We start from the raw sequence: 20,601 nt of genomic DNA, 5'->3' as shown, positions 1-20,601 counted from the left end.
CGGGCCAGCCATCCCGGTTTGGTGGCCCTGCATCGCGCCGATGCGTAGCCCGGATGGAGCGAAGCGCAATCCGGAAGCAGCGTGCGCCGCTTGCCTGGCCCCGGATTTCGCTGCGCTCCATCCGGGCTACGGCAACGTAATGGCAGCCTCGCGACGATATTTAAGCTTAGCTTCCACCGAATCGGATAATTCAAACCTTCATCTGATCTTTGGCGGAATCAATGGACCGTCGAAGACCCGGCAATCCATCACGAAAGAGTCTCGCCAAGTAAGATGAACGCGCGGGTCAAGCCCGCGCAGACGGTCTCTGGCGTATCGTCGGTTCTTGCTACGCGCTCCTGGCCAGCGCGCCGTCGATCATCGCGATCGCATTCTGCATGCCGTACACCGCGACGAATGAGCCGAAGCGCGGGCCCTTCTCCTGGCCGAGCAGCACCTGATAGAGCATGTTGAACCAGTCGAGCGAGACGCCTGGCCTGCCGTCCTTGCCCTTCTTGACAGGATCGAGGAACGGCTCGCGGCGGCCGATTTCGTAGACTACGTTCTGGATGTCCTCGGCGCTCGATCCTGCCGGCAACTGCGAGAGCGCGTCGCGCAGATCCTGCAGCGCGGCGCGTTCGCTGTCGGTCGGCTCGCGGAATTTCTTCGTCGGCGCCACGAAATCGCGGTAGTAATTGATGGCGTAGCCGACCATCGCGTCCAGCTTCGGGTGCGTCTGCGGCGTGACGCCCGGACGATAACGGCCGATAAAGCCCCAGAGCGTTTCGGCGTTTTCCGCGTTCGACGACGACACCAAGGTCAGCAGAAGCTGGAAGGTGACGGGCATGTCGGCCTTCGGCGGCCTGCCGGAATGGATGTGCCAGACCGGATTCTGCAGCTGCTGCTTGGCATCCTGCCGCGGAAAGCCGTCAAGGAACTGCTGGTAGTCGTCGACGTTGCGCGGGATCACGTCGAAATACAGCCGCTTCGCCGCCTTCGGCTCACGGTACATAAACAGCGACAGCGATTCCGGCGAGGCATAGCGCAGCCATTCGTCGATGGTGAGCCCGTTGCCCTTCGACTTCGAAATCTTCTGGCCCTTTTCGTCGAGGAACAGTTCGTAGTTGAACCCCTCCGGCGGCGTCCCGCCGAGCGCCGAACAGATCTTGCCGGACAGTTTGACCGAGTCGATCAGATCCTTGCCGGCCATTTCGTAATCGACGCCGAGCGCGAACCAGCGCATCGCCCAATCCGGCTTCCATTGCAGCTTGCAATGCCCCCCGGTCACCGGCACGGTGACGCGCTCCTTGGTCTCGGGATCGTCATAGGAGACCGTGCCGGCCTTCACATCATGCTCGACGATCGGCACGTACAGCACCATGCCGGTGCGCGGGCAGATCGGGAGGAACGGCGAATAGGTCGCGGCGCGTTCTTCGCGCAAGGACGGCAGCATGATCTTCATGACCGCATCGAGTCGTTCCAGCATGCGCAGCAGCGCGGCGTCGAACCTGCCCGACGTGTAGTAGTCGGTCGAACTGGCGAATTCATAGTCGAAGCCGAAAGTATCGAGAAACGCGCGCAGCCGCGCATTGTTGTGCGCGCCGAAACTGTCATGGGTGCCGAACGGATCGGGCACCTTCGTCAGCGGTCGACCGAGATGCTGCTCGAGAAGCTCTTTGTTCGGCACATTGTCCGGCACCTTGCGCAGGCCGTCCATATCGTCGGAGAACGCGATCAAGCGGGTCTTGATCTTGTCCTCCGTCAGCACGCGAAAGGCGTGGCGAACCATCGTGGTGCGCGCGACCTCGCCGAAGGTGCCGATATGCGGCAGCCCCGATGGCCCGTAACCGGTCGAGAATAGCACCTCGTACTTCGGGTTCTTCTTCAGCCGCGTGACAATGGCTTTGGCCTGCTCGAACGGCCAGGCGCTGGATTGTTCGGCGAGCGCGCGCAAATCGCTCGGGCTGGCGGCAAGGTCGATGACGGACATCAATTGAGGCTCTCTCCGGAAGCCGCGGAAACTAGCGCTTCCGCGGCAAAATGCAAAATGACGGCGCGTCAAAACGGACTGATCGAAAAGTACCGCAGCCACAGATCGGTGAAGCGGCCTTTTTCCCAGATCCGGAACAGCGCCCAGTTCAGCGACGTCCGCAGCAAGTCGTTGCCCTTGCGGACGGCAATCCCGATGCCCTCGCCGAAATAGCGGCTCTCGACAAAGGGCCCGCCGGAAAAGGCGCAACATTCGGCGGAATCGGTGCCGTTAATCCAGAACGCCAGCGAGATCGCATCGCCAAAGATGAAGTCGACCTCGCTTCGTCTAAGCGCCAGCCGCAGCGCGTCGTCGTTCGGGTACGATTTGATCTCGGCGTCGGTGAACATCGCCTTCAGATAGGCCTCGTGCGAGGTGCCGCCGATGACGCCGACCTTCTTGCCTTCGAGATATTCCGGGCGGACTTCCGGCATCACAGCATCGCGCCGCGACACGAAGCGCGCTGGCGCGCGGTAATAGGGATCGGTAAAATCAACCCGGGCGCGCAGGGCTGGCGTCACCGCCATGGAGGCGATGATGGCGTCGCCGCGATTGCTGGTGATGGCATCGACCAGCGTCTCGAACCGGCGCATCTGGATGGTGCAGGAAATCTTGATCTCGTCGCATAGTGCGCGCGCCAGATCGACATTGAAGCCGGCAGGATTGCCGTCCGGGCCGGTAAAGTTGAACGGCGGGTAATCGGTTTCGGTCAGGAACCGGATCACGGTCAGGCGCGACATGTCCGGCCGGTCCGGACGCCGCCGCGGGTCCCAGAAGCCGGGCACCGCCTGCGGGGCCGCCTCGACGGCCGGACGGGGCTGGGTTTGGGCATGAGCCGCAGCACCACTGACCGCCGTCAATGCGGACGCGATCGACACCCCGACCAACCAGGCGCTGATGGTTCGACGCAGTCTTGCATTGGTTAACGGCACGGTAAGATATGGCATCTTCGGCAATGGGCTTGCGGATTTTCACGGCCTTATAGACCATCCGGCCCGCGATGCGAGGCCGTTTTCGGCTTTTGGCCGGGGCCGCCGCTCAGAGATAGCGCTTCAGATCCTTGGCAGCTTCTTCGGGCGTCCGTTTCAGGTTGAAGGGCGCGACGAAATTGCCGTCGCGATCCATCAGGTAGATCAGCGCGGTGTGATCCATCGTGTAATCACCATCCTTGAGCGGCACTTTCCGGGCATAGACCCGGTAGGCCGAAAGCACCTTGGCCACCGCCGCCGGCTCACCGGTCAGCCCCTTCAAATGCGGGTCGAAGCTGGACAGATAGTCCTTCATCGCGGCCGCCGTGTCGCGCTCGGGATCGACGGAAACGAACCAGGCATTGACGCGGTCGGCGTCCTTGCCCATCGCCTTCAGCACCTCGGAAATCTCGAACAGCGAGGTCGGGCAGACATCAGGACAATGGGTGAAGCCGAAGAAGATCAGCGTCGGCTTGCCCTTCAGATTCTGCTCGGTGACGGTCTGGCCGGCCTGATCGGTCAGTTGAAACGGCCCGCCGATCGCAGCCGGCGCCGTGACGGTGCGCAAGCCGCCGAGCGCCCACAGCATGATAGCCAGTCCGATCGCGAGGCTCGCGGCGAAGGCAGCGATAATCACCAGCGGGCGAATGGTCCGGTCCATGGGAGGAATCCTTCTTGCCCGATCAGAAGCAGGCCGAGATGCCGGCGGCAATCATTTCAAAAAACACCGTGGTGCCGTAATGGAACCACAATGCAGCCGCGCCAAGCATGGCCAGCATGCCGAGGCTGGCAGCGCCCGAAACGATCATGGACGCAACCCTGCCCTGCGGCCGGGTCGCCGCCATCATGCCGTGGTGGGTGGAAATCCGCTGAACCATGGGTTTCAGATAGGGCGAGTTCCCCGGGCAGGCAAGCGGAATGGCTGCTGGATGGATCACGTCATGCGGAGGGACAAGCTGCTGCAAAGCGAGGACGATGCCGTTAGAGAGCGCCAGCAAGCGCTGGCGCATTGGGCTGCCTCTAGAAACGTGAGTGCTTGCGAATCTGACGAGGTGATGTCCGCCAGAACCTTGCGGATGGCGTTGTCCAAAACTCTACCGCTGCGGGAATGTTTGTCAGTAGGAACAAGGAAGAGCCGCACGCGTTTGGCAACGCATCTGCGTTGGTGGCCTGCATTGTCGCTCCGGCTTTGCGCGCTCCGAAGTCGGAGGCCTTTCGATGTCAAAACGTCTGAGAGTGGCTCTCCCGTTGGCCGGGGCAGGCCTGCTTGCAGTCGCCGCGCTAGCCGATCCGCTGCCTCCAGATGCGACTTATCGGCCACTTCCGACGCTGCCTCTCGATGCGGTGAAGGCGCTCGATGAGGCCCAGAAGCCGCAAGTCATGCAGCGTCAGCAGGCCCTTTTTGAGCGGCGCTATGACCTCTCGAATCGGCCGATCGCCAATTTCATGATGTCGGGCGGGCGAAAGCCGGTGCAGGGCGGTGTGCGTGTCAAGCTCCCCGCGGGCGTTACCTGGGATAGCCTGTCGGCGATGGGTCCGAACGAGATCCGCGAGCGCGGCCTGCTGCCGGCCGGGTTCATGCCGCTGCCGCACGTCAAGCAGGCGACTGGCGGTCAGGTTTTCCCGAACCAGGAGATCGATGAGGTGGGCCGGCAGGAGCTCCGCAATCTCAGGCGCTTCGATGTCGATTTCGACCTTTCGGACCGGTTCACGCCCGAGTTTCCGCCGCCGATCTTTCTCACAACCCATCCGGAGTTGGGCGATGTCTCGCACGGCCAACTCCTGACAATAAAGAATTACTATCAACTGATGGTGGGCCTGCTTACCCCTGTGCAGATGGAGGGAATGCGTCTCCTGCTGACACCGTTTCCGCAGGAAGAGTTCAACCAGACAGAAGATCGCAAGAGCGCGGACCAGAGTCTTGGCGTCACCTGCCTCGACTGCCATGCGAATTTTCACACCAATGCCGCGTTCCATCTGACGCCTGACATTCGTCCGCAGGCGGCGCGCTTCCGCCTCGATACGGTTAGCCTCCGCGGCATGTTCAACCAGCAGATTCACGGTTCGAAACGATCGCTGCGCTCAGTCGAGGACTTCACGCAATTCGAACAGCGGACGGCGTATTTCAACGGCGATCACGTCAGCGCGCAGCGCAAGGGCGTCAATCTGCCGGATCGCTTTGATCAGGTCCCGATGATGGCGCAGATGCAAAACATCATCGACTTCCCACCTGCACCGAAACTCGACCCAATGGGACGCCTCGACCCCAGCAAGGCGACCCAGCAGGAACTCGCAGGAGAGCAGGTCTTTTTGGGCAAGGGCCAGTGCGGACAGTGCCATGCGCCGCAGACGTCGTTCCTGGACAACAATATGCACGATCTGAAGCTCGAGCGCTTCTACAACATGGGCCAGACCGTCAACGGCCAGGTGGCGTTGCCCGATGGAGCGATCAAGACCTTGACGTTGCGCGGCATCAAGGACTCGCCGCCTTACTTGCATGATGGGCGGCTGCTGACGCTCGCCGATACGGTCGAGTTCTTCAACCTGGTGCTCAGCCTGAAGCTGACACAGGAGGAGAAGGATTCGTTGGTGGCCTACATGCTCACGCTCTGACGCCACCCGCGCTCGCACAGGTCAACGTCTCTGGCCCGTCGAAGGAGGTTGAAATGATTCGCTTCGTTGCCTTCGCATCGCTTGCCATTGCGCTTCTTGTGCCCCCTGCCTTTGGTCAGACGACCGATCCGGCAAGCCCGGCACCCGGCAATCCCGGCGGCATGCTACCGGGTACCAAGCAATCAGCGTCCAGTGTGCCCGCACCGCGCCAAACCAATCCACCGGACCAAGCCTTCATTCACTCAGCGACCGTTGGCGGATTGGCGGAGGTGGAGTTGGGCAAGCTTGCGGCACAAAAAGCAACCGGTCGGGCCGTGAAGGAATTTGCCCAGCAAATGAGCCGCGATCACAGTGCTGCCAACGACAGGCTTTCGACGATTGTCAAGGCAGTCGGCATCGCACCGCCTGAGAGGTTGGACGAGGAACACAAAGCCATGCAGGTCAGGCTGCAACAATCTGACGGCGCCCAGTTCGACCATTCCTACATCCAGGGCCAGATTATCGAGCACCAGAAGACAGCACAGCTTCTGGAATACGAGATCGGCTCGGGCGAGAACGCCGAACTGAAGGACTTCGCATCGGACCTCCTGCCGACCGTGTTGGGGCACCTCCGGATGGCGCAGGCTATTGCCGCGGAGATGGCGCAGCAGGCGCAGGCCGAGGTGCCGCCAACAAATCGAGAGAAGCGAAAGTGAACCGAGCGCTCGAAAAAGGTCCGTCACCGAGGAACGCTCGGCATGTCTGATGATCGCGGCCATAAGTCTCTGCTGGAACTTTGTGGCGCGGCCGGGTGGAATCCGCGTGCCACGCGTCAGGCATCCCTGCAGGAAGAACAGGAAATGGCCGCCTGGATCGATGCAAGCGTCGGAAACGTCACGCGCGAGCGCGTCGCTCACGAAGCGCACGGCCTAGGATCGGCAGGTTGATCGTGTGAACTGAGCCCGACGGCGCCTCGGCGCTGCGGTCGAAATGGGGCGAGCAGCGATTCGGATCAGCGCGAGGCCGGCTTGTTCGAGGAGGCCTGGGCGTCGAGATAGCAGGGCTTGTACATCGTCTGCAGTTGCTTGCCGCGCAGGAAGAGCATGCGCTGGGTCAGGCCGCCGCGCGCCGCGATCCACTTGCGGACCGGCGGCGGATACATCGAATAGAGCATCTGGGTTGCTTCAGCGTTGGTGACCGCGCGGCCGTTGGCGCCGAAATCCCAGGCGGCATGGAAGCCGAGATTGGCGTGCGAGGTGACGCAGATCCGGTCATGGGGAACCGCGCCGAGGACGATTGTGCAGGCCGAGGCGCACAGGCCGTCGATGATCACGGTTTCGCCTGAAGTGCGCAGGCCCTGGTATCTGTCGACATAGGTGCCGATCCGGCCGCCGCGATCGTCGGCTATCCGCACCACCGCCTGGCTCGCCCCTACCCCCGCCAACAGCAGCACCGCGGCAAGCAACCCCGTCACCAGCTTCATATCCCAGCCCCAGTCGAAAAATGTCGAAACCGAATCTGATCGTCTCTGTGATGCAAGACGGGACGTAGCGTCGTTTGAGATCGCGTTTTTGTCTAGGCAGCGAAGGCCGCTCAAAACAAATTCAAGTTAAGTGTTGCTGCGCCGCTGCACCCTTCCCGCAAAAAGGTCCCAAACTGGAACAAGCAACCATTGGCGAGGTGGCGATGCGGTCACAGGCAAGAATCCGTTTGCCGTTGACCGCGCGCGAGGACGCGGGCTTGAATCAAAAACGGCATGGGGGAGGAAACGATGGCTGATGATGCAGACGTAATCGTGGTCGGCGGCGGCTTGGCAGGGCTGGTCGCGGCGACGGAGATCGCAGACGCCGGCAAGCGCGTCATCGTCGTCGACCAGGAAGGCGAACAAAGCCTTGGTGGACAAGCCTTTTGGTCGTTCGGCGGATTGTTTCTGGTTGATAGCCCCGAACAGCGCCGGCTCGGCATTAAGGACTCGTTTGATCTCGCATGGCAGGATTGGATGGGCACCGCGGGCTTCGACCGTGACGACGACCATTGGCCCAAGCGATGGGCGGAAGCCTATGTGGCGTTCGCGGCCGGCGAGAAGCGCGACTGGCTGCGCGCGATGGGCCACCGTATTTTTCCGGTGGTCGGCTGGGCCGAGCGCGGCGGCTATGACGCGATGGGCCACGGCAATTCGGTGCCGCGCTTTCACGTCACCTGGGGCACCGGCCCCGGCATCCTCGAGCCGTTCGCACGCCGCGCGCGCGAAGCGCAAAAAAATGGCCGGTTGACGTTCAAGTTCCGCCACCGCGTCGACACACTCGTGATGACGAACGGCGCGGTTGAGGGCATCGATGGGTCGGTGCTCGAACCTGATAATGTCGAGCGTGGCAAGAGCTCCTCGCGCAAGGTGATCGGCGATTTCACGCTGCGCGCGCCGGGCGTGATCGTCGCTTCCGGCGGCATCGGCGGCAATCATGACATGGTCCGGCAGAACTGGCCGAAGCACTTGGGCGAGCCGCCGAAATTCATGATCTCCGGCGTACCCGAGCATGTCGACGGTCGCATGATCGGCATCACCGAGGCCGCCGGCGCGCGGCTGATCAACCGCGACCGGATGTGGCACTACGTCGAGGGCATCCGGAACTGGAACCCGATCTGGCCGCGCCATGGCATCCGCATCCTGCCCGGCCCTTCCTCGATGTGGTTCGACGCCACAGGCAAGCGCCTGCCCGCGCCGCTCTTCCCCGGCTCCGACACGCTCGGCCAACTGCAGTATATCATGTCGACCGGCTACGATTACTCCTGGTTCATCCTGACCCAGAGCATCATCAAGAAGGAGTTTGCGCTCTCCGGTTCCGAACAGAATCCCGATCTCACGGGCAAGAGCTGGCGCATGACGATCAAGCGCGCCACCAACAAGGGGGCGCCGGCCCCGGTGGAAGCGTTCAAGCAGAACGGCGCCGACTTCATCGTCCGCGACAATCTGGCCAACCTCGTCAGTGCGATGAACGCGCTCGCGGGCAACGACCTGCTCAAGCTCGATTACATCAAGGCGCAGATCGAGGCGCGCGACCGCGAGATCACCAATCCCTACGTCAAGGACGCGCAGGTGATGAACCTGCACAATGCGCGCCGCTACATCGGTGACAAATTGATCCGCACCGCAAAGCCGCATCGGATTCTCGACCCCGAACACGGACCGCTCGTCGCGGTTAAGCTCAACATCCTGACGCGCAAAACGCTGGGCGGTTTTGAAACTGATCTCGACTCGCGCGTCTTCGGCATGGACCGCCAGATCATCAGGGGACTCTACGCCGCGGGCGAAGCGGCCGGTTTCGGCGGCGGCGGCATGCACGGCTACCGTTCGCTGGAAGGCACCTTCCTCGGCGGCTGTCTTTTCTCAGGCAGGAATGCGGGACGCGCGGCGGCGAAGGCAGTTTCCTGATTTCTCGCCGTGATGGCCGGGCTTGTCCCGGCATGACGGCTCCAATCTCAATGCAAATTACGCAGTGGCGCACAGGGCACCAGCGCGCTAAGTAACCGCCGCCCCTATCAGGAGAACAATATGACCATCCAGCGCTTCGAAACCGGACCTCGCATGAGCCAGGTCGTCGTCCACGGCAACACCGTCTATCTCGCCGGCGTCGTCGCCGGCAAGGCGGCCGGCAAGAGCGTGACCGAGCAGACGCAGGACATTCTCTCGATCATCGACGGCCATCTCGCGAAAGCTGGCACCGATAAATCGAAGCTGCTGTCGGCCACGATCTACATCACCGATATGAAGACCTTTCCCGAAATGAACGCGGTGTGGGACGGCTGGGTCTCGGCGGGCAACACGCCCGCGCGCGCCACCGTCGAGGCCAAGCTGGCCGCGCCGCAGTACAATGTCGAGATCATGGTAGTTGCGGCGAAGTAACGTCACCTAGTTTGGCCGTCTTACTGCCCCGGACTGCACGCGCAATCCGGGGCATTTTCATCTGCCTCTCATGCGCTGATCCGTGCGCCTGTGACATCGCCGATGTCGGCTTGCAGCCAGCGGGCGATCCGGCGCCAGGAGTGGCTCAGAACTTTTCGCCCCATGAAGAGGCTGAGGTGACCGCACGGCTCGGAGGCGCGCTCCAGCCACGCCGGCTGCGTGCCCAACAGCCGCGCCGTGGCGAGCGCCTGATCGCGCGGGACGACGATGTCGTTCTCTCCCGCCAGCAGGAACAACGGCACGCGCACCTCAGCGGGATCGATCCTGCGGCCAAGCGCGACGAAACGCCCTTTGGCAATCTGGTTCTCGCGAAAGACCTTGTCGGTTACCTCGAGATAATAGGCTCCCGGCAGGTCCAGCGCCTTGCGATCCCAGCGCTTGAAGCGGTCCAGCAGCATGCGGGCCTCGTCCGATCCATCGCGAAGATTCCTTTGCAGCACGGCTTCCACGTCATGCTGGCTGAACGGAATGTTCCAGAACCGCAGCATGTGCTCGCCGCTGACGACGCCGTCGCCCTGCCGCACCATTTGCTCGAACGCCGCCTGCGGAAGTGCGGCTACCATCTTCGAGAGCTCTGACGGCGTGGAGACATCGACCGGGGCGCCGGCCAACACCAGCCGCCGCACCTTGCCGGGAAAACGAGCGGCATAGACCAGCGACAGCCACCCGCCCTGGCACAGGCCGACAAGATCGACCGGCGCGCCGATTTCGTCGATCGCTACATTGAGCTCGGCAAGGTAATTGTCGATCGACAGATGGCGCATGTCCGGCGTGGCTGAGCACCAGTCGGTGACGTAGATACGATTCACGCCGCTCTTTTGCAGCGCCTCCACCAGACTGTGGCCCGGTGCGAAGTCCGCAACCAGCGCGCCGTGCAGCGCATAGGGCGCGCAAACGAGCACCGGCTGCCCCGCATTCCCGCGCGAAAAGTCCCGCAATCGCATTGACTGAAGTTGCAACACCATGGCGTTCGGCGTGGTCCAGGCAAGCGGCGCCTGCTCCGGCGCGCGGGAAGGCGCAGGTTTCTGATCAGCGAACCATTGCGCGTAACTGTCGAGCGCCAATCGCGTGGCTTCCAGTGGCCACAGCCAGGCCTGCGCCCAGTCGGCGCCCGCATGTTGCTTCCGGGTCTTGGGTTTCTCTGCCACACCCGTTCACCGATTGATCGTCCCACATGATGGGGACAGGAGGGGCCAAGCTTTGACTCTGATCAAACCAACGAGATCGAGATCATGCTTTTACGCCAAATCCGGCGCAGGCCCCAGCCCAATCGATAGTGGCGCTCCCGCGGCCGCGCGACGCGGCGCAGCCGCGCCGTTCCCCTACGCCGCCCGCACCGCGCTGCCCTCCGCCTCGATCCGGCGCGCCAGCAACCAGCGGAAATAGGTCAGCGCCGCATCCGAACCGATCGCGAGCAACTGAGTTTTCGGATCGGCGTCGAACACCTTCTGCTGTGCCTCGATGATCGCGAGATCCTCGTGGAACGCCTCTTCGAGGCTGTTGCGCAGCGACAACGCAATGTTCGGGTTGTCGAGGTCGAAGTCGTGCAGGTAGTTCCAGAAGAAGTGCGTCGTGCTGCGCGTCTCCGGCGTCATGAACTGCGCGTTGCGATACTGCCGCGTGCCGGGCACCAGCACGCCCTTCTCCGCGCCCTGGCCGGCTGGCGCGAACATGGTGTCGAGCAGGAAGATGCCGGGGATCAGCATGCGGCCGATATTGCGGCGGTCGATCTTGTCGGCTCTGTTCGGGATCACCTTGCAATGATAGGGTGGCGGATCGGCGTTCATGTGCCAGCGCTCGACGCGGAAACCATCGTCGAGCTTTTCGATCGCGACCGGCTTGGTCTTGTAGGCGTATTCCTCGGAGCCGCCGAGCGTATGGGTATGGACGAAGGCGAGATGGGCAAAGTCGCTTAAGTTATCGACGATCAGGAGCCAGTTGGCCTGGTAATGCATGTAGCCGGGCAAACCGCGCCATTTGGGATCGGCGAGTGGCGGATAATCCACGATCAGGTTCGGATCGGCCTTTTCGACGTCGCCCATCCAGATCCAGATCAGATTGTAGCGTTCGACCACGGGATAGCTGCGCACGCCGAGTTTTGCCGGAATAATGTCCTGGCCGGGAATCTGGATGCATTTGCCGCCGGGCTCGAACTTCATGCCGTGATACATGCAGCGGATATCATCGCCTTCGATCCGTCCCATCGAGAGCGGCGCCGCGCGATGGCAACAGCGGTCGTCGAGCGCGACGACCCTGCCGCTGGCGCCGCGATAGATCACCACGGGCTTTTCCAGGATGGTGCGGGCGAGCTTCCGGCCATCGATCAGTTCGTGATTCCAGGCCGCGACGTACCAGGAATTGCGCAAAAAGATTCCGTCGTCCGACATGCCATCCCTCCCTCTCTGTATTTTGCGAACCGCGCTGCTTTTATGTCATCTTCACCCATCGGCGGTCTCGCTTGTATCCGGATTTCCTGGACACACCGTTCCGCCGCATGGACGATCGCCTCATGGACTGGCGCGATTGGGAGCTGTTTTGCGAGGTGGTGCAGCACGGTGGCTTCAGCGCCGCCGCGCGCGTGCTCGGCCATCCTAAGTCGAGCCTCAGTGCTGCAGTGCAGCGGCTGGAAGCCAACCTGGGCTTGCGGTTGATCGAGCGCACCACGCGCCATCTGCGCCTGACGGATGCCGGCCAGACCATCTATCAGCGCGTGAGGCCGCTGTTCGCGGCTCTGCACGATACGCATGGCGAGGCGCTGGCGATGAGCAGCGCGATCTCGGGCACGCTGCGCATCAAGTCGCCCTACGAATTAGGCGCGCACCATGCCGGCCCGGTCGCAATCGAACTGATGCGCTACTACCCTGACCTCGCCATCCGCATCGACGTCGAGCACGAGATCGTCAGCCCGGTGGCCGAAAACTATGACATCGTGTTCGCGATGCTGGAACAGCCCTTGCCGTCGACCGGGATTGTGATCCGGAAGGTTTCGTCACTCGAGCGCGGTCTGTATGCGGCGCCCGCGCTGTTGGAAAAACTCGGCGAGCCCCGGACTCTGGAAGAGCTCGCCCGTCTTCCGATGCTGATCGGGCCCCATGATGCGCCGTGGGCGCTCACCACGCCGGCCGGCGTCACCGAGCATCTCACGGTTCAGAAGGCTCGGCTGGTGAGCTCGAATGCCGACATCCGGTTGCAAGCGGCGCTCGCCGGGCTCGGCGTGTTGCGGGTGACGGCGAGCTTTACCGACGCGGCGGTGGCGGCGGGATTGCTGCGCAGGATTCTCACCGATCATCGCTGCGAGCCGCTTAACATTCACGCGCTGCTGCCGGCCCGCCAGTTCGTTCCCGCCAAGGTGCGATGTTTCCTCGATGCGCTGGACGTCCACGCCCGCGGCGACCGGGTGGAGGGTGCATGATTCCGCAAAATCGAAATCCTTGACCTCCGAGGTAATCGATTGGCGCGCAGGATTTTTCGATAGTCGGTCAGGCCGATCCATTCGGCCAAAACGAAGGAGAGCATGATGACCGACATCAACAAGATCGCCCGCAGCTACATCGATCTGTGGAACGAGCGGACGCCAAGCCGCCGCCGCGAAATTCTCAGCCAGAACTGGACCAGCGATGCCCGCTATGTCGACCCGCTGATGTCGGGCGATGGCCATGACGGCGTTGACGCGCTGATCGCTGGCGTGCAGGCGCGGTTTCCGGATTTCAAGTTCAGGCTCCTCGGCGAGCCCAATGGTTTTGGCGAACACGTCCGCTTCTCCTGGGGCCTCGGTCCCGACGGCGGTGACAGCCCGATCAAGGGAACGGATTTCGCAGTCCTCAGGGACGGCCGCATCCGCAGCATCACCGGGTTCCTCGATCAGGTGCCGGCGGGGGCGTAGCCCGCTGACCGTCTTCGCCCGCCGCCGGGGCGCCTTCGGCGAGCCCGATGACAGACTCCGCGAAGCAATCCATACCTCAACGCGGGGATAGATGGATTGCTTCGCTGCGCTCGCAATGACGTGGAGATAGCGATACAACACAGCATCGTCATCCCCGCGAAGGCAGGGATCCAGTACGCCGCGGCTTATCGGTTCTATCACTGATGCCTCTGGAATACTGGATCACCGCCTTCGCGGGGATGACATCGGATGTGACTTCGCGATCTCGCCGCATCATCTACGCGAGTTTTGCCATCAACTTCCCGCCCTCTTGTTCAGAGGGCGCAGGGAAGACCGGGTGCTTGCTGCACCCGCGGTCTCGTGTGCCGTTGCGCATAAAAAGAACGCACACGAGCATACAGGTACAGCGGGAGCAGCCCGGCCTTCCCTGCGCAATGGCTTTACGGCTTATTTCGTGCTCTTCCCGGTGAACGGCTTTCTTGCCACCGTCGCCCCCGAGAAGCTTCGCTTCTTAAGGACTTAACGCCAGCACCGCGGCGCCAGAACCACACGACTTCGCCGTACACGATTGCCACGCACGTCAGTCATGGCTCTCGTGTCCATCGCATCTCACCGCACGTTCGTGACGATCGCGAAGCGCCCCTCATCTGCCGTGAGACGGGCGGAGTTATGCGACTGATTTGCCTCTCGCGTGAAGCGAAATATTTTTGATTCCGGGACTTGACATGATTTCGGAAAATCAGAAGTGATTGCCTATCGTCGGATTGATTGTCGCAGTCCGTAGCCTGGGCAAAGCGAAAGCGTGCCCACCATCATGAAGTGCGTGGCTGAAAAATTGCTTGCCCGGAGCAAAGCGTTCTGCTGCAACGATGGTTGAGGCCGGCCCTGATGCGGCGTCGCGGAGATTGAAACCGGCGCAGGATTTGCTTCACTGAGCGATCGGAACAGGGAAATTTGCATGACCATCGATCTTACGCGCCGCACGCTGCTTCACCTCGCCGGCGCCTCGTCGTTGAGCGCGGCGGCTACGGCGGCTGCGCTGGCGGAAGGAACGGACGACGGCGCTGCCGGGCCGACCTTCGCCAACCGGACGCCGATACGGATCGGCATGGTGACCTTGCGCGTGCGTAATCTCGATCTCGTCACCGATTACTATCGCGACGCCATCGGGCTCGCCGTCATGCAGCGCACGGCTACCGGCGCCCGTCTCGGCGCGGGCGGCGTGCCGCTGCTCGATCTCATGCTGCGCGCGGGCGCCGCTACCGAGGCGCAGAATGCCGCAGGCCTCTATCACACCGCCTTCCTGATGCCGACCCGCAAGGATCTCGCGCGCTGGCTGGTGCATGCCGCGACGAACAAGGTGCCGCTCTCCGGATTTGCCGATCACCTCGTCAGCGAGTCGGTCTATCTCGACGATCCCGAAGGCAACGGCATCGAGGTCTACGCCGACCGCGCACCCGATAGCTGGAAATGGGATGGCGGCACGGTCGCGATGGCGACCGACCCGCTTGACATCGACGGCCTGCTGACGCTGACGAATCCGCGCATCTCCAACTATGCCGGTGCGCCCGACGGCCTTCGCATCGGTCACATGCACCTGCGCGTCGGCGACCTCGAACAGGCCGACCGCTTCTATAGCGGCGCCATCGGCTTCGACCCGACGCGCAAGCGAACCGGCGCCGCGTTCCTGTCATCGGGGCGCTATCACCACCATCTCGGCATCAACGTTTGGCAGAGCGCCGGTGCCGGCCCACGCGACAACGCCGCCACGGGACTTGTCTCGTTTTCGCTGGAGGTCGCGTCGGAAGAGATGCTGCAGACACAGGAACAGCGCCTGCGGCGGGCCGGGGCGCCCGCCGAAACCATCACGAGCGGCATCGAGACCGCCGACCCCTGGGGCACGAAAGTGCGGCTGGTCAAGGTTTGACAGCGCGGCAACGCATGAGCGACAGCGTCCCATGCGCCCGGGGCCAAAGCTGTGCCGAGAGGATAGTCGAATGACGTTGCCGATGAGCTGGGATGAATGGGCCGCACACGACGGCGTCGCGCTTGCTGCGCGTGTCGCAAAGAGCGAGCTGACGGCCAAAGAATTGGCGGCACAGGCCGCCGCCGGCATCGCCAAGGTCGATCCCGCGCTGTCGGGCGTCGTCGAGGTGTTCGAGGATGCGGTCGCCGATCCCACCACCGATGGTACCAATCTCGACGGACCGTTTGCCGGACTGCCGTTCCTAATGAAGGACCTCGGTCCGACGCTGAAGGGCCGGCTGCAGGAAATGGGCTCGCTTTTCATGCGCGGGAATCGCGCCACCGCCGACACATTCCTGACCAGGAAGATGCGCGCGGCCGGGCTCAATCTGATCGGGCGCACCACCACGCCGGAATTCGGCGTCTGCAGCTCGGCCGATAATCCCGCCGTCTACGTTACCCGCAACCCCTGGAATACCGACTACACCACCTGCGGATCGTCGGCCGGCAGTGCTGCGATGGTGGCCGCCGGCGCGGTACCGATTGCGCACGCAACTGACGGCGGCGGCTCGATCCGGATTCCAGCCGGCGTCAACGGCAATATCGGGCTGAAGGTCTCGCGCGGCGTGTTCTCGCTGTCGCCGCACCTCTCTGATTTGAGCGGGCTGGTCTCGATTCAAGGCTGCCAGTCGCGCACGGTGCGCGATACCGCGGCTTTCATCGACGCCTGCCGCGGTCCGGCGGCGGGCGAATTCATGCCGTTCTGGAGTCCGCCGGAGCCTTACACGCGGATGATTGCACGCGATCCGGCGCGGCTGAAAATCGCGCTGTCGTACCAGTGGGGCGAATACCGGGCGACGCAGCATATCGCGGCCGAGTTGCAGAAGGCTGGGCGCTTCCTCGAAGGCCTCGGCCATCATGTCGATTACGCGCTGCCCGATCTGGACTATGGCGAAGCATTCGCGGCGCAGACCACCTGCTATATCAGCAATTTTGCCGTCGTCATCTCCAATATGCTGGCGGCGCGCGGTCTCGAACAGCCGCCGCAAGATCTGATCGAGCCGATCAACATCCGGATTTGGGAGCACGGCCGGCACACGAGCTATGCCGACCGGGCGCGGATGCAGGCGGTGTTCAACACTACCTCGCGCGGCTTCGGCGCGCTCTTCGAGGATTGGGACGTCATCGTGACTCCAATCACGGCACTGCCGACGCCGAAGGTCGGCACCACGGAGTATCTCACGATCAGCGACAATCCTGACGTGCTGGACTGGTTCGGCAATCTCTGGCGCAATTTTGCCTTCACCCCGCTCGCCAATCTCTGCGGCATCCCCGCGATCTCGTTGCCGCTCGCCACCCACGAGCACGGCCTGCCGCTCGGCATCCAGGCCATCGCGAAACAGGCCAACGACGGGCTGCTGTTGCAACTCGCGGCGCAGATCGAGCGCGCGATCGACGGCAAATGGAACGCGGGACAGAAGCCCGGCGTGCATGTGACGAGGGTTTGAACAGCGCGCCAATCAAACAATGAGCATTTGGACGCGATTTGATTAGGGCGGCGCGAGATGGGAGCGGCGTCGCTCAGGCAAGCAGGAGAGCATCGATGCTGATCGCCTGGAACGAGCTGGAAAATACGGTCGAGTTCGTCAGTACTGGAAAGGAGGCGCCGGAAGACCGGCAAGTTTTTGTGGCATACTGAAGAGTTCGAGGGCGCCGACGAGTGGCCCGACGATGTCGACGGCCAGGAAAAATCTCTTGTGATCCCCGACAAGAAGGAACTCGATCTCGGCAAGGCGCTGGTATTCGAGTTCATCAGGCAATTTCTCCCGGATGAATACGATGAAATCCGGCGGATCTCCAACAAGCGGGGCGCCTATGCGCGTTTCAAGGGTCTGCTGCAGCGAAAAAAGGCGCTCGACCGATGGTTTGAGTTCGAGAAAAAGGCGACGGAAAAAGCCCTGAGGGAATGGTGCGAAGCCAATGAACTAACCATCCGGGAAGGAGGCAACCCGGCGCCGGAGCTGGACCAGCGTTGATCTGATCTGTTGATTTCACTGCAAGCGATTGCAGCGCACCTGCGGAACGATAGAGTACGCTGCGGGTGGTGGAGCCGGAACATGGCACGCAAGCATTTGCTCGAAGGGCCTGATGGAATGGGTGACGCGCAAGGAGTGGCTCAACCGGTTTGAAAAAGTCCTCGAAGACCATGTACTGCCGGCCTGCGACGACACCGGCCTGGAGGTGGACGAGATCGTCTCGATCCTCGGCGAGGATTATTTCATGAGCACGGTCTGGGGCTGCGCCTTCGAGGACGCTGACGCAGGAGTTCGAGAACGGCAGCAACATCGTCGATGACTATCTGAAGCGCCAGGGACGGAAGGAAACAGCATCCGTCCGCGCCTACATCACCGCTTGCGAAATTCGACGATGAGTCTCCATGAGGTAAGCGACGTCGTCCTCGAAAAATCGTTCCGCGCGCGCGACCTCGTGCGCGGCGGCGAGCCGATCCTGATCAGCGAGCGGTTGGCAACGCGTTTTCTAAAACAACGGGATCGCTTCGCCGGACGCGTCATACAGGTGGGAGAGCGGACGCAGATCAGCGGAGCTGTGTTGCCGCACGAGCATCGGTCATCGGAAGAGCTCATCGATGGCCTTCGCAGACTGGGAAAACTCACCAGGAAGGATAAGGAGGCGCTTGCTAGGACGATCGGAGAGGAGTTCGACGCGGCTGTGATCGCCAGGCTCTCCGAGACTGAAAGGCTGCGTGCGACCAGCCCGAGCTTCACGAGCATGTGGCTGGTTGACGCAATCGATCAGGCTCAGCGCGACCTTCCCGATTTGCGGAATTTCGATGGTGATGAGCTACTGCTGTGCACGATTTGCTATCCGCTTGCCGAGCGCACGACGAAGGATCAGATCCGCACTATGCTGGATTCGTGTGCCGAGCTGCGGCCGATCACCGCGGCGCGGTGGAATTGGATTGGCGGGAAGAAGCGCGCCAGGTCGTCGGCCGCCCGGGGCGCAATCGTCGAAGCCCCTACCGTCGAAACGACGCTCGATGATGGCGCGCTCTCGATCGGCAGTTTGGAGCTGGATGGCCGAATGCTGGTGCTGTCGGTCAATTCTCAGGAACGCTCGGAACGGGGACGCCCGCTGTTGTCTGCGGTGCTCGGCAAGCGGGTCGGGCAACCCTCGGTCGAGACCGCAATGGTCGACCAGATGCTCGCGTCGGACGACGCCCACGAACCTCAGAACTCGATCTCTCGAAGCAGGAGCACCGCGCCATCATCCACGAAGCCATGGACCGGCACTACCGCGAGACGCTCGATGAGCCCGTCCCGGTGCTCGGAAACAAGTCGCCGCGTGCTGCGATCAAGACTAAAAGCGGACGCGCCAAGGTCGCCGACTGGCTCAAGATGATGGAAAATCGGACCGCCAAGGCCGGCGACTCCAATCCTGCGATGGCGAGTTACAGCTTCGACTGGATTTGGGCGGAATTGGGCGTCGCCGAGCTGAGACGGTAAGCGCCTCGTACGCTGGCGCGGCATTTCGGCTGCTTTAGACTTCGCGAGGTCGAGATCCCAGCGACTTCGTTTCCCTGCTCAGGAGAGCGTCGCAGGCTTCCTTCAGGCGCTTCAGGCTCGCCACATTGGCGGCACGTTTTTCCTCCAGATCATTGAGATAGGACAGTTCGGCCTTGACCTGCGCGAGGTTCACGACATCGTCCATGCTGTTCGGTCCTTGCTCTGCGGGCTGATCGGCTTCTTCAAAGGCCTTGTCTTGGGCGGGGCGAACTGATTTTAGCATGAAGGTGCTGGCCCGTTTGTGAAGCTCGCCACACATCGTGCACGAACGACGCCTTCCGACGTGGCTGCGGGTGACACTGACGGCAGCCAGCCCGGTTTATCTCGAAGCATCCGCACGGATCAGGCAGTTGATGGTCGCGGCGGGGCTGCCGCGGAGCTGACGTATAGCCCCGGAGGTCATTCTGTCACCTCGACCGGCAACGTGCTGCCCCGACTGCGGCCAGCGGCCGTCGCATCCCACCAACTGCCCAGGGCGTCAAGCAACGGCACGAGCTTGAGACCAGCCGGCGTCAGATCATATTCTACGCGCAACGGATACCCTTCGAACTCGCTGCGCTCAACAATGCCGGCGTCCTCCAGCTTGCGAAGCTCCAGGGTCAGCATCTTGTGCGAGATTGTGGGGTTGTCCCTGCGCAGGTCGCTGAAGCGTTTCGTCCCCTGCTTCAGATAATAGATCAGCAGACTGGGCCAGCGACCGCTGATGACCTGCATCACTTCTTCGATGGGACAGCGGGAGACGAGATCTTTCATCTGATTGCTCGTGGTTACAAAAAGGTGCGTAATTTACTTGGGCAGGGCGATCCGTAGATTCCAGTCACGCTGCGCAGCGTGATCGGCAGAAATCACGGAGAATGTATCAATGGAACCGATTCTTGTTTATGGCTTCCCGGCCGGAAGCTCGATGGGGCTTGTCGCCGCCCTCGAATGGCTTAGCAAACCCTATCGGCTTTGCCGTGTCGATATGCTGGGAGAGATGCGCGACCCGTCCTATGCGCGCATCAATGCCCGGCACGAAACGCCTGCCCTGATCACGGATGCAGGGCGGGTGCTGACCGAGACAATGGCGATAGCCGCCTGGCTCGAGGCAAGGGACAGCGAGCGGCGCATCAGCTTCGCACCGCTTTCGCCGGAAGCAGACCGGATGCACCAACTGATCGGCTTTGTTAACACGGGATTCACTGGCGCCTTCTCGCCGCTATGGGCCGCGATGGAGATGGCGAAACCAAACCCGCAAATGCAGGCATCGCTACGTGAGTTCGGCGCCTCACGGGTGATAGAGCGGCATGACAAGCTCGAAGCCATGATCGGGGAGCATCCTTTTCTCGTGAGTGAGCGCCCGACGCTGGCCGATGGCATTCTGGTCGGCGTCGCGCGATGGCTCGACTTCCATCAAGTCGCCGATCCAGCACGCTGGCCAAAACTCGCCGCCGTGCGCCGACGTATTGAGGCCGACCCCGCCGTCATCTATGCAATGGCGCTGGAGAGCGGAGAGACCAGTTCGGGAACAGGCGCTTGTGTCGGCCATATCCCACTCGTGGATGTTATCGAGCGGTTCGGCGACTGAGGTCACGAAGGCGGCTGACAGCAGCATCCTGGGTGGCTCGATCGCGCCAAGTGGAACGCCGGCCACCCGGCGT

General features: G+C 62.4%; 22 protein-coding genes. 13 read left to right on the top strand and 9 right to left on the bottom strand.

The window, feature by feature from the left end; translation table 11 throughout:
- Positions 1–328: 328 nt before the first annotated feature.
- From HCN58_RS10615 to HCN58_RS35685, 4 genes are all read right to left on the bottom strand, one after another.
- On the bottom strand, positions 329–1,969 hold the full coding sequence (locus HCN58_RS10615) for a lysine--tRNA ligase (protein WP_171579282.1): 1,641 nt from the start codon (positions 1,967–1,969) through the stop codon (positions 329–331).
- Between the two features lie 68 nt (positions 1,970–2,037).
- Positions 2,038–2,955, bottom strand: a complete 918-nt coding sequence (locus HCN58_RS10610) for a transporter substrate-binding domain-containing protein (RefSeq protein WP_171579550.1) — start codon at positions 2,953–2,955, stop codon at positions 2,038–2,040.
- A gap of 91 nt (positions 2,956–3,046) precedes the next feature.
- Positions 3,047–3,637: an SCO family protein gene (locus HCN58_RS10605; protein ID WP_171579281.1), complete on the bottom strand. Its 591-nt coding sequence runs from the start codon at positions 3,635–3,637 to the stop codon at positions 3,047–3,049.
- Positions 3,638–3,659: 22 nt separating this feature from the next.
- Entirely contained in the window at positions 3,660–3,986 is a 327-nt protein-coding gene (locus tag HCN58_RS35685) for a hypothetical protein (protein ID WP_235983585.1), read from the bottom strand.
- Positions 3,987–4,194: 208 nt separating this feature from the next.
- Here HCN58_RS35685 and HCN58_RS10595 point away from each other — a divergent pair, with 208 nt between their 5' ends.
- From HCN58_RS10595 to HCN58_RS10585, 3 genes are read left to right on the top strand one after another with little or no spacing between them, the layout of a single operon-like run.
- Positions 4,195–5,589 (top strand): cytochrome B6, encoded by a 1,395-nt coding sequence (locus HCN58_RS10595; protein ID WP_171579280.1) that lies wholly within the window; start codon positions 4,195–4,197, stop codon positions 5,587–5,589.
- Between the two features lie 53 nt (positions 5,590–5,642).
- The gene (locus HCN58_RS10590; protein ID WP_171579279.1) at positions 5,643–6,284 is read left to right on the top strand and encodes a DUF4142 domain-containing protein; all 642 of its coding nucleotides are present in this window, start codon (positions 5,643–5,645) and stop codon (positions 6,282–6,284) included.
- A gap of 42 nt (positions 6,285–6,326) precedes the next feature.
- A complete protein-coding gene (locus HCN58_RS10585; protein ID WP_171579278.1) occupies positions 6,327–6,515 on the top strand; it encodes a hypothetical protein in 189 nt (62 codons plus the stop codon).
- Positions 6,516–6,580: 65 nt separating this feature from the next.
- On the opposite strand, the gene HCN58_RS10580 is transcribed toward HCN58_RS10585, so the two are convergent.
- On the bottom strand, positions 6,581–7,051 hold the full coding sequence (locus tag HCN58_RS10580) for a hypothetical protein (RefSeq protein ID WP_171579277.1): 471 nt from the start codon (positions 7,049–7,051) through the stop codon (positions 6,581–6,583).
- A 288-nt stretch (positions 7,052–7,339) separates the two neighbouring features.
- Here HCN58_RS10580 and HCN58_RS10575 point away from each other — a divergent pair, with 288 nt between their 5' ends.
- The gene (locus HCN58_RS10575) at positions 7,340–8,998 is read left to right on the top strand and encodes an FAD-binding dehydrogenase (RefSeq protein ID WP_171579276.1); all 1,659 of its coding nucleotides are present in this window, start codon (positions 7,340–7,342) and stop codon (positions 8,996–8,998) included.
- Between the two features lie 120 nt (positions 8,999–9,118).
- Positions 9,119–9,469 (top strand): RidA family protein, encoded by a 351-nt coding sequence (locus HCN58_RS10570; RefSeq protein ID WP_171579275.1) that lies wholly within the window; start codon positions 9,119–9,121, stop codon positions 9,467–9,469.
- 68 nt (positions 9,470–9,537) lie between these two features.
- On the opposite strand, the gene HCN58_RS10565 is transcribed toward HCN58_RS10570, so the two are convergent.
- Together HCN58_RS10565 and HCN58_RS10560 are read right to left on the bottom strand one after the other, a co-directional pair.
- On the bottom strand, positions 9,538–10,677 hold the full coding sequence (locus HCN58_RS10565) for an alpha/beta fold hydrolase (RefSeq protein WP_311966793.1): 1,140 nt from the start codon (positions 10,675–10,677) through the stop codon (positions 9,538–9,540).
- A gap of 174 nt (positions 10,678–10,851) precedes the next feature.
- Complete coding sequence (locus HCN58_RS10560) at positions 10,852–11,916, bottom strand: aromatic ring-hydroxylating dioxygenase subunit alpha (RefSeq protein WP_171579274.1); 1,065 nt, start codon at positions 11,914–11,916, stop codon at positions 10,852–10,854.
- Between the two features lie 107 nt (positions 11,917–12,023).
- On the opposite strand from HCN58_RS10560, the gene HCN58_RS10555 reads away from it, so the two are divergent.
- The 7 genes from HCN58_RS10555 to HCN58_RS10530 all read left to right on the top strand — a co-directional run bounded on the left by HCN58_RS10555 (position 12,024) and on the right by HCN58_RS10530 (position 18,797).
- Positions 12,024–12,941, top strand: a complete 918-nt coding sequence (locus tag HCN58_RS10555; protein ID WP_235983529.1) for a LysR substrate-binding domain-containing protein — start codon at positions 12,024–12,026, stop codon at positions 12,939–12,941.
- A gap of 105 nt (positions 12,942–13,046) precedes the next feature.
- The gene (locus HCN58_RS10550) at positions 13,047–13,412 is read left to right on the top strand and encodes a nuclear transport factor 2 family protein (protein WP_171579273.1); all 366 of its coding nucleotides are present in this window, start codon (positions 13,047–13,049) and stop codon (positions 13,410–13,412) included.
- A gap of 958 nt (positions 13,413–14,370) precedes the next feature.
- Positions 14,371–15,339 carry a VOC family protein gene (locus HCN58_RS10545; protein ID WP_171579272.1) on the top strand — a complete coding sequence of 323 codons (969 nt, stop codon included), beginning with the start codon at positions 14,371–14,373 and terminating at the stop codon, positions 15,337–15,339.
- A gap of 70 nt (positions 15,340–15,409) precedes the next feature.
- Entirely contained in the window at positions 15,410–16,885 is a 1,476-nt protein-coding gene (locus HCN58_RS10540) for an amidase (RefSeq protein ID WP_171579271.1), read from the top strand.
- A 249-nt stretch (positions 16,886–17,134) separates the two neighbouring features.
- A complete protein-coding gene (locus tag HCN58_RS10535; protein WP_171579270.1) occupies positions 17,135–17,413 on the top strand; it encodes a hypothetical protein in 279 nt (92 codons plus the stop codon).
- Between the two features lie 112 nt (positions 17,414–17,525).
- Entirely contained in the window at positions 17,526–17,732 is a 207-nt protein-coding gene (locus HCN58_RS35680) for a hypothetical protein (RefSeq protein ID WP_235983528.1), read from the top strand.
- 72 nt (positions 17,733–17,804) lie between these two features.
- Positions 17,805–18,797, top strand: coding sequence for a hypothetical protein (locus HCN58_RS10530; RefSeq protein ID WP_235983527.1), 993 nt, complete (start codon positions 17,805–17,807; stop codon positions 18,795–18,797).
- Positions 18,798–18,935: 138 nt separating this feature from the next.
- Here HCN58_RS10530 and HCN58_RS10525 read toward each other — a convergent pair whose 3' ends face one another.
- Together HCN58_RS10525 and HCN58_RS10520 are read right to left on the bottom strand one after the other, a co-directional pair.
- A complete protein-coding gene (locus tag HCN58_RS10525; RefSeq protein ID WP_171579269.1) occupies positions 18,936–19,106 on the bottom strand; it encodes a hypothetical protein in 171 nt (56 codons plus the stop codon).
- Positions 19,107–19,360: 254 nt separating this feature from the next.
- Entirely contained in the window at positions 19,361–19,714 is a 354-nt protein-coding gene (locus tag HCN58_RS10520; protein ID WP_171579268.1) for a winged helix-turn-helix transcriptional regulator, read from the bottom strand.
- A 109-nt stretch (positions 19,715–19,823) separates the two neighbouring features.
- Between HCN58_RS10520 and HCN58_RS10515 the strand changes: the two genes are divergently transcribed.
- On the top strand, positions 19,824–20,528 hold the full coding sequence (locus HCN58_RS10515; RefSeq protein WP_171579267.1) for a glutathione S-transferase family protein: 705 nt from the start codon (positions 19,824–19,826) through the stop codon (positions 20,526–20,528).
- The last annotated feature ends 73 nt before the right edge of the window (positions 20,529–20,601 follow it).

This window comes from Bradyrhizobium australiense (genome assembly GCF_013114825.1).
GTDB classification, from domain to species: domain Bacteria; phylum Pseudomonadota; class Alphaproteobacteria; order Rhizobiales; family Xanthobacteraceae; genus Bradyrhizobium; species Bradyrhizobium australiense.
Note: the sequence above shows the minus strand (reverse complement) of the source record. Positions and strands in the feature narration are given on the sequence as shown.

Excerpts from the sequence above, each read along its gene's own strand:
- HCN58_RS10570 (WP_171579275.1), top strand. The coding sequence starts at position 9,119 with ATGACCATCCAGCGCTTCGAAACCGGACCTCGCATGAGCCAGGTCGTC.
- HCN58_RS10590 (WP_171579279.1), top strand. The coding sequence starts at position 5,643 with ATGATTCGCTTCGTTGCCTTCGCATCGCTTGCCATTGCGCTTCTTGTG.
- HCN58_RS10615 (WP_171579282.1), bottom strand. The coding sequence starts at position 1,969 with ATGTCCGTCATCGACCTTGCCGCCAGCCCGAGCGATTTGCGCGCGCTC.
- HCN58_RS10560 (WP_171579274.1), bottom strand. The coding sequence starts at position 11,916 with ATGTCGGACGACGGAATCTTTTTGCGCAATTCCTGGTACGTCGCGGCC.
- HCN58_RS10520 (WP_171579268.1), bottom strand. The coding sequence starts at position 19,714 with ATGAAAGATCTCGTCTCCCGCTGTCCCATCGAAGAAGTGATGCAGGTC.
- HCN58_RS10540 (WP_171579271.1), top strand. The coding sequence starts at position 15,410 with ATGACGTTGCCGATGAGCTGGGATGAATGGGCCGCACACGACGGCGTC.
- HCN58_RS10555 (WP_235983529.1), top strand. The coding sequence starts at position 12,024 with ATGGACGATCGCCTCATGGACTGGCGCGATTGGGAGCTGTTTTGCGAG.
- HCN58_RS10545 (WP_171579272.1), top strand. The coding sequence starts at position 14,371 with ATGACCATCGATCTTACGCGCCGCACGCTGCTTCACCTCGCCGGCGCC.
- HCN58_RS10575 (WP_171579276.1), top strand. The coding sequence starts at position 7,340 with ATGGCTGATGATGCAGACGTAATCGTGGTCGGCGGCGGCTTGGCAGGG.
- HCN58_RS10610 (WP_171579550.1), bottom strand. The coding sequence starts at position 2,955 with ATGCCATATCTTACCGTGCCGTTAACCAATGCAAGACTGCGTCGAACC.
- HCN58_RS10580 (WP_171579277.1), bottom strand. The coding sequence starts at position 7,051 with ATGAAGCTGGTGACGGGGTTGCTTGCCGCGGTGCTGCTGTTGGCGGGG.
- HCN58_RS35685 (WP_235983585.1), bottom strand. The coding sequence starts at position 3,986 with ATGCGCCAGCGCTTGCTGGCGCTCTCTAACGGCATCGTCCTCGCTTTG.
- HCN58_RS10595 (WP_171579280.1), top strand. The coding sequence starts at position 4,195 with ATGTCAAAACGTCTGAGAGTGGCTCTCCCGTTGGCCGGGGCAGGCCTG.
- HCN58_RS10525 (WP_171579269.1), bottom strand. The coding sequence starts at position 19,106 with ATGGACGATGTCGTGAACCTCGCGCAGGTCAAGGCCGAACTGTCCTAT.
- HCN58_RS10550 (WP_171579273.1), top strand. The coding sequence starts at position 13,047 with ATGACCGACATCAACAAGATCGCCCGCAGCTACATCGATCTGTGGAAC.
- HCN58_RS10530 (WP_235983527.1), top strand. The coding sequence starts at position 17,805 with ATGAGTCTCCATGAGGTAAGCGACGTCGTCCTCGAAAAATCGTTCCGC.
- HCN58_RS10515 (WP_171579267.1), top strand. The coding sequence starts at position 19,824 with ATGGAACCGATTCTTGTTTATGGCTTCCCGGCCGGAAGCTCGATGGGG.
- HCN58_RS10605 (WP_171579281.1), bottom strand. The coding sequence starts at position 3,637 with ATGGACCGGACCATTCGCCCGCTGGTGATTATCGCTGCCTTCGCCGCG.
- HCN58_RS35680 (WP_235983528.1), top strand. The coding sequence starts at position 17,526 with ATGGAATGGGTGACGCGCAAGGAGTGGCTCAACCGGTTTGAAAAAGTC.
- HCN58_RS10585 (WP_171579278.1), top strand. The coding sequence starts at position 6,327 with ATGTCTGATGATCGCGGCCATAAGTCTCTGCTGGAACTTTGTGGCGCG.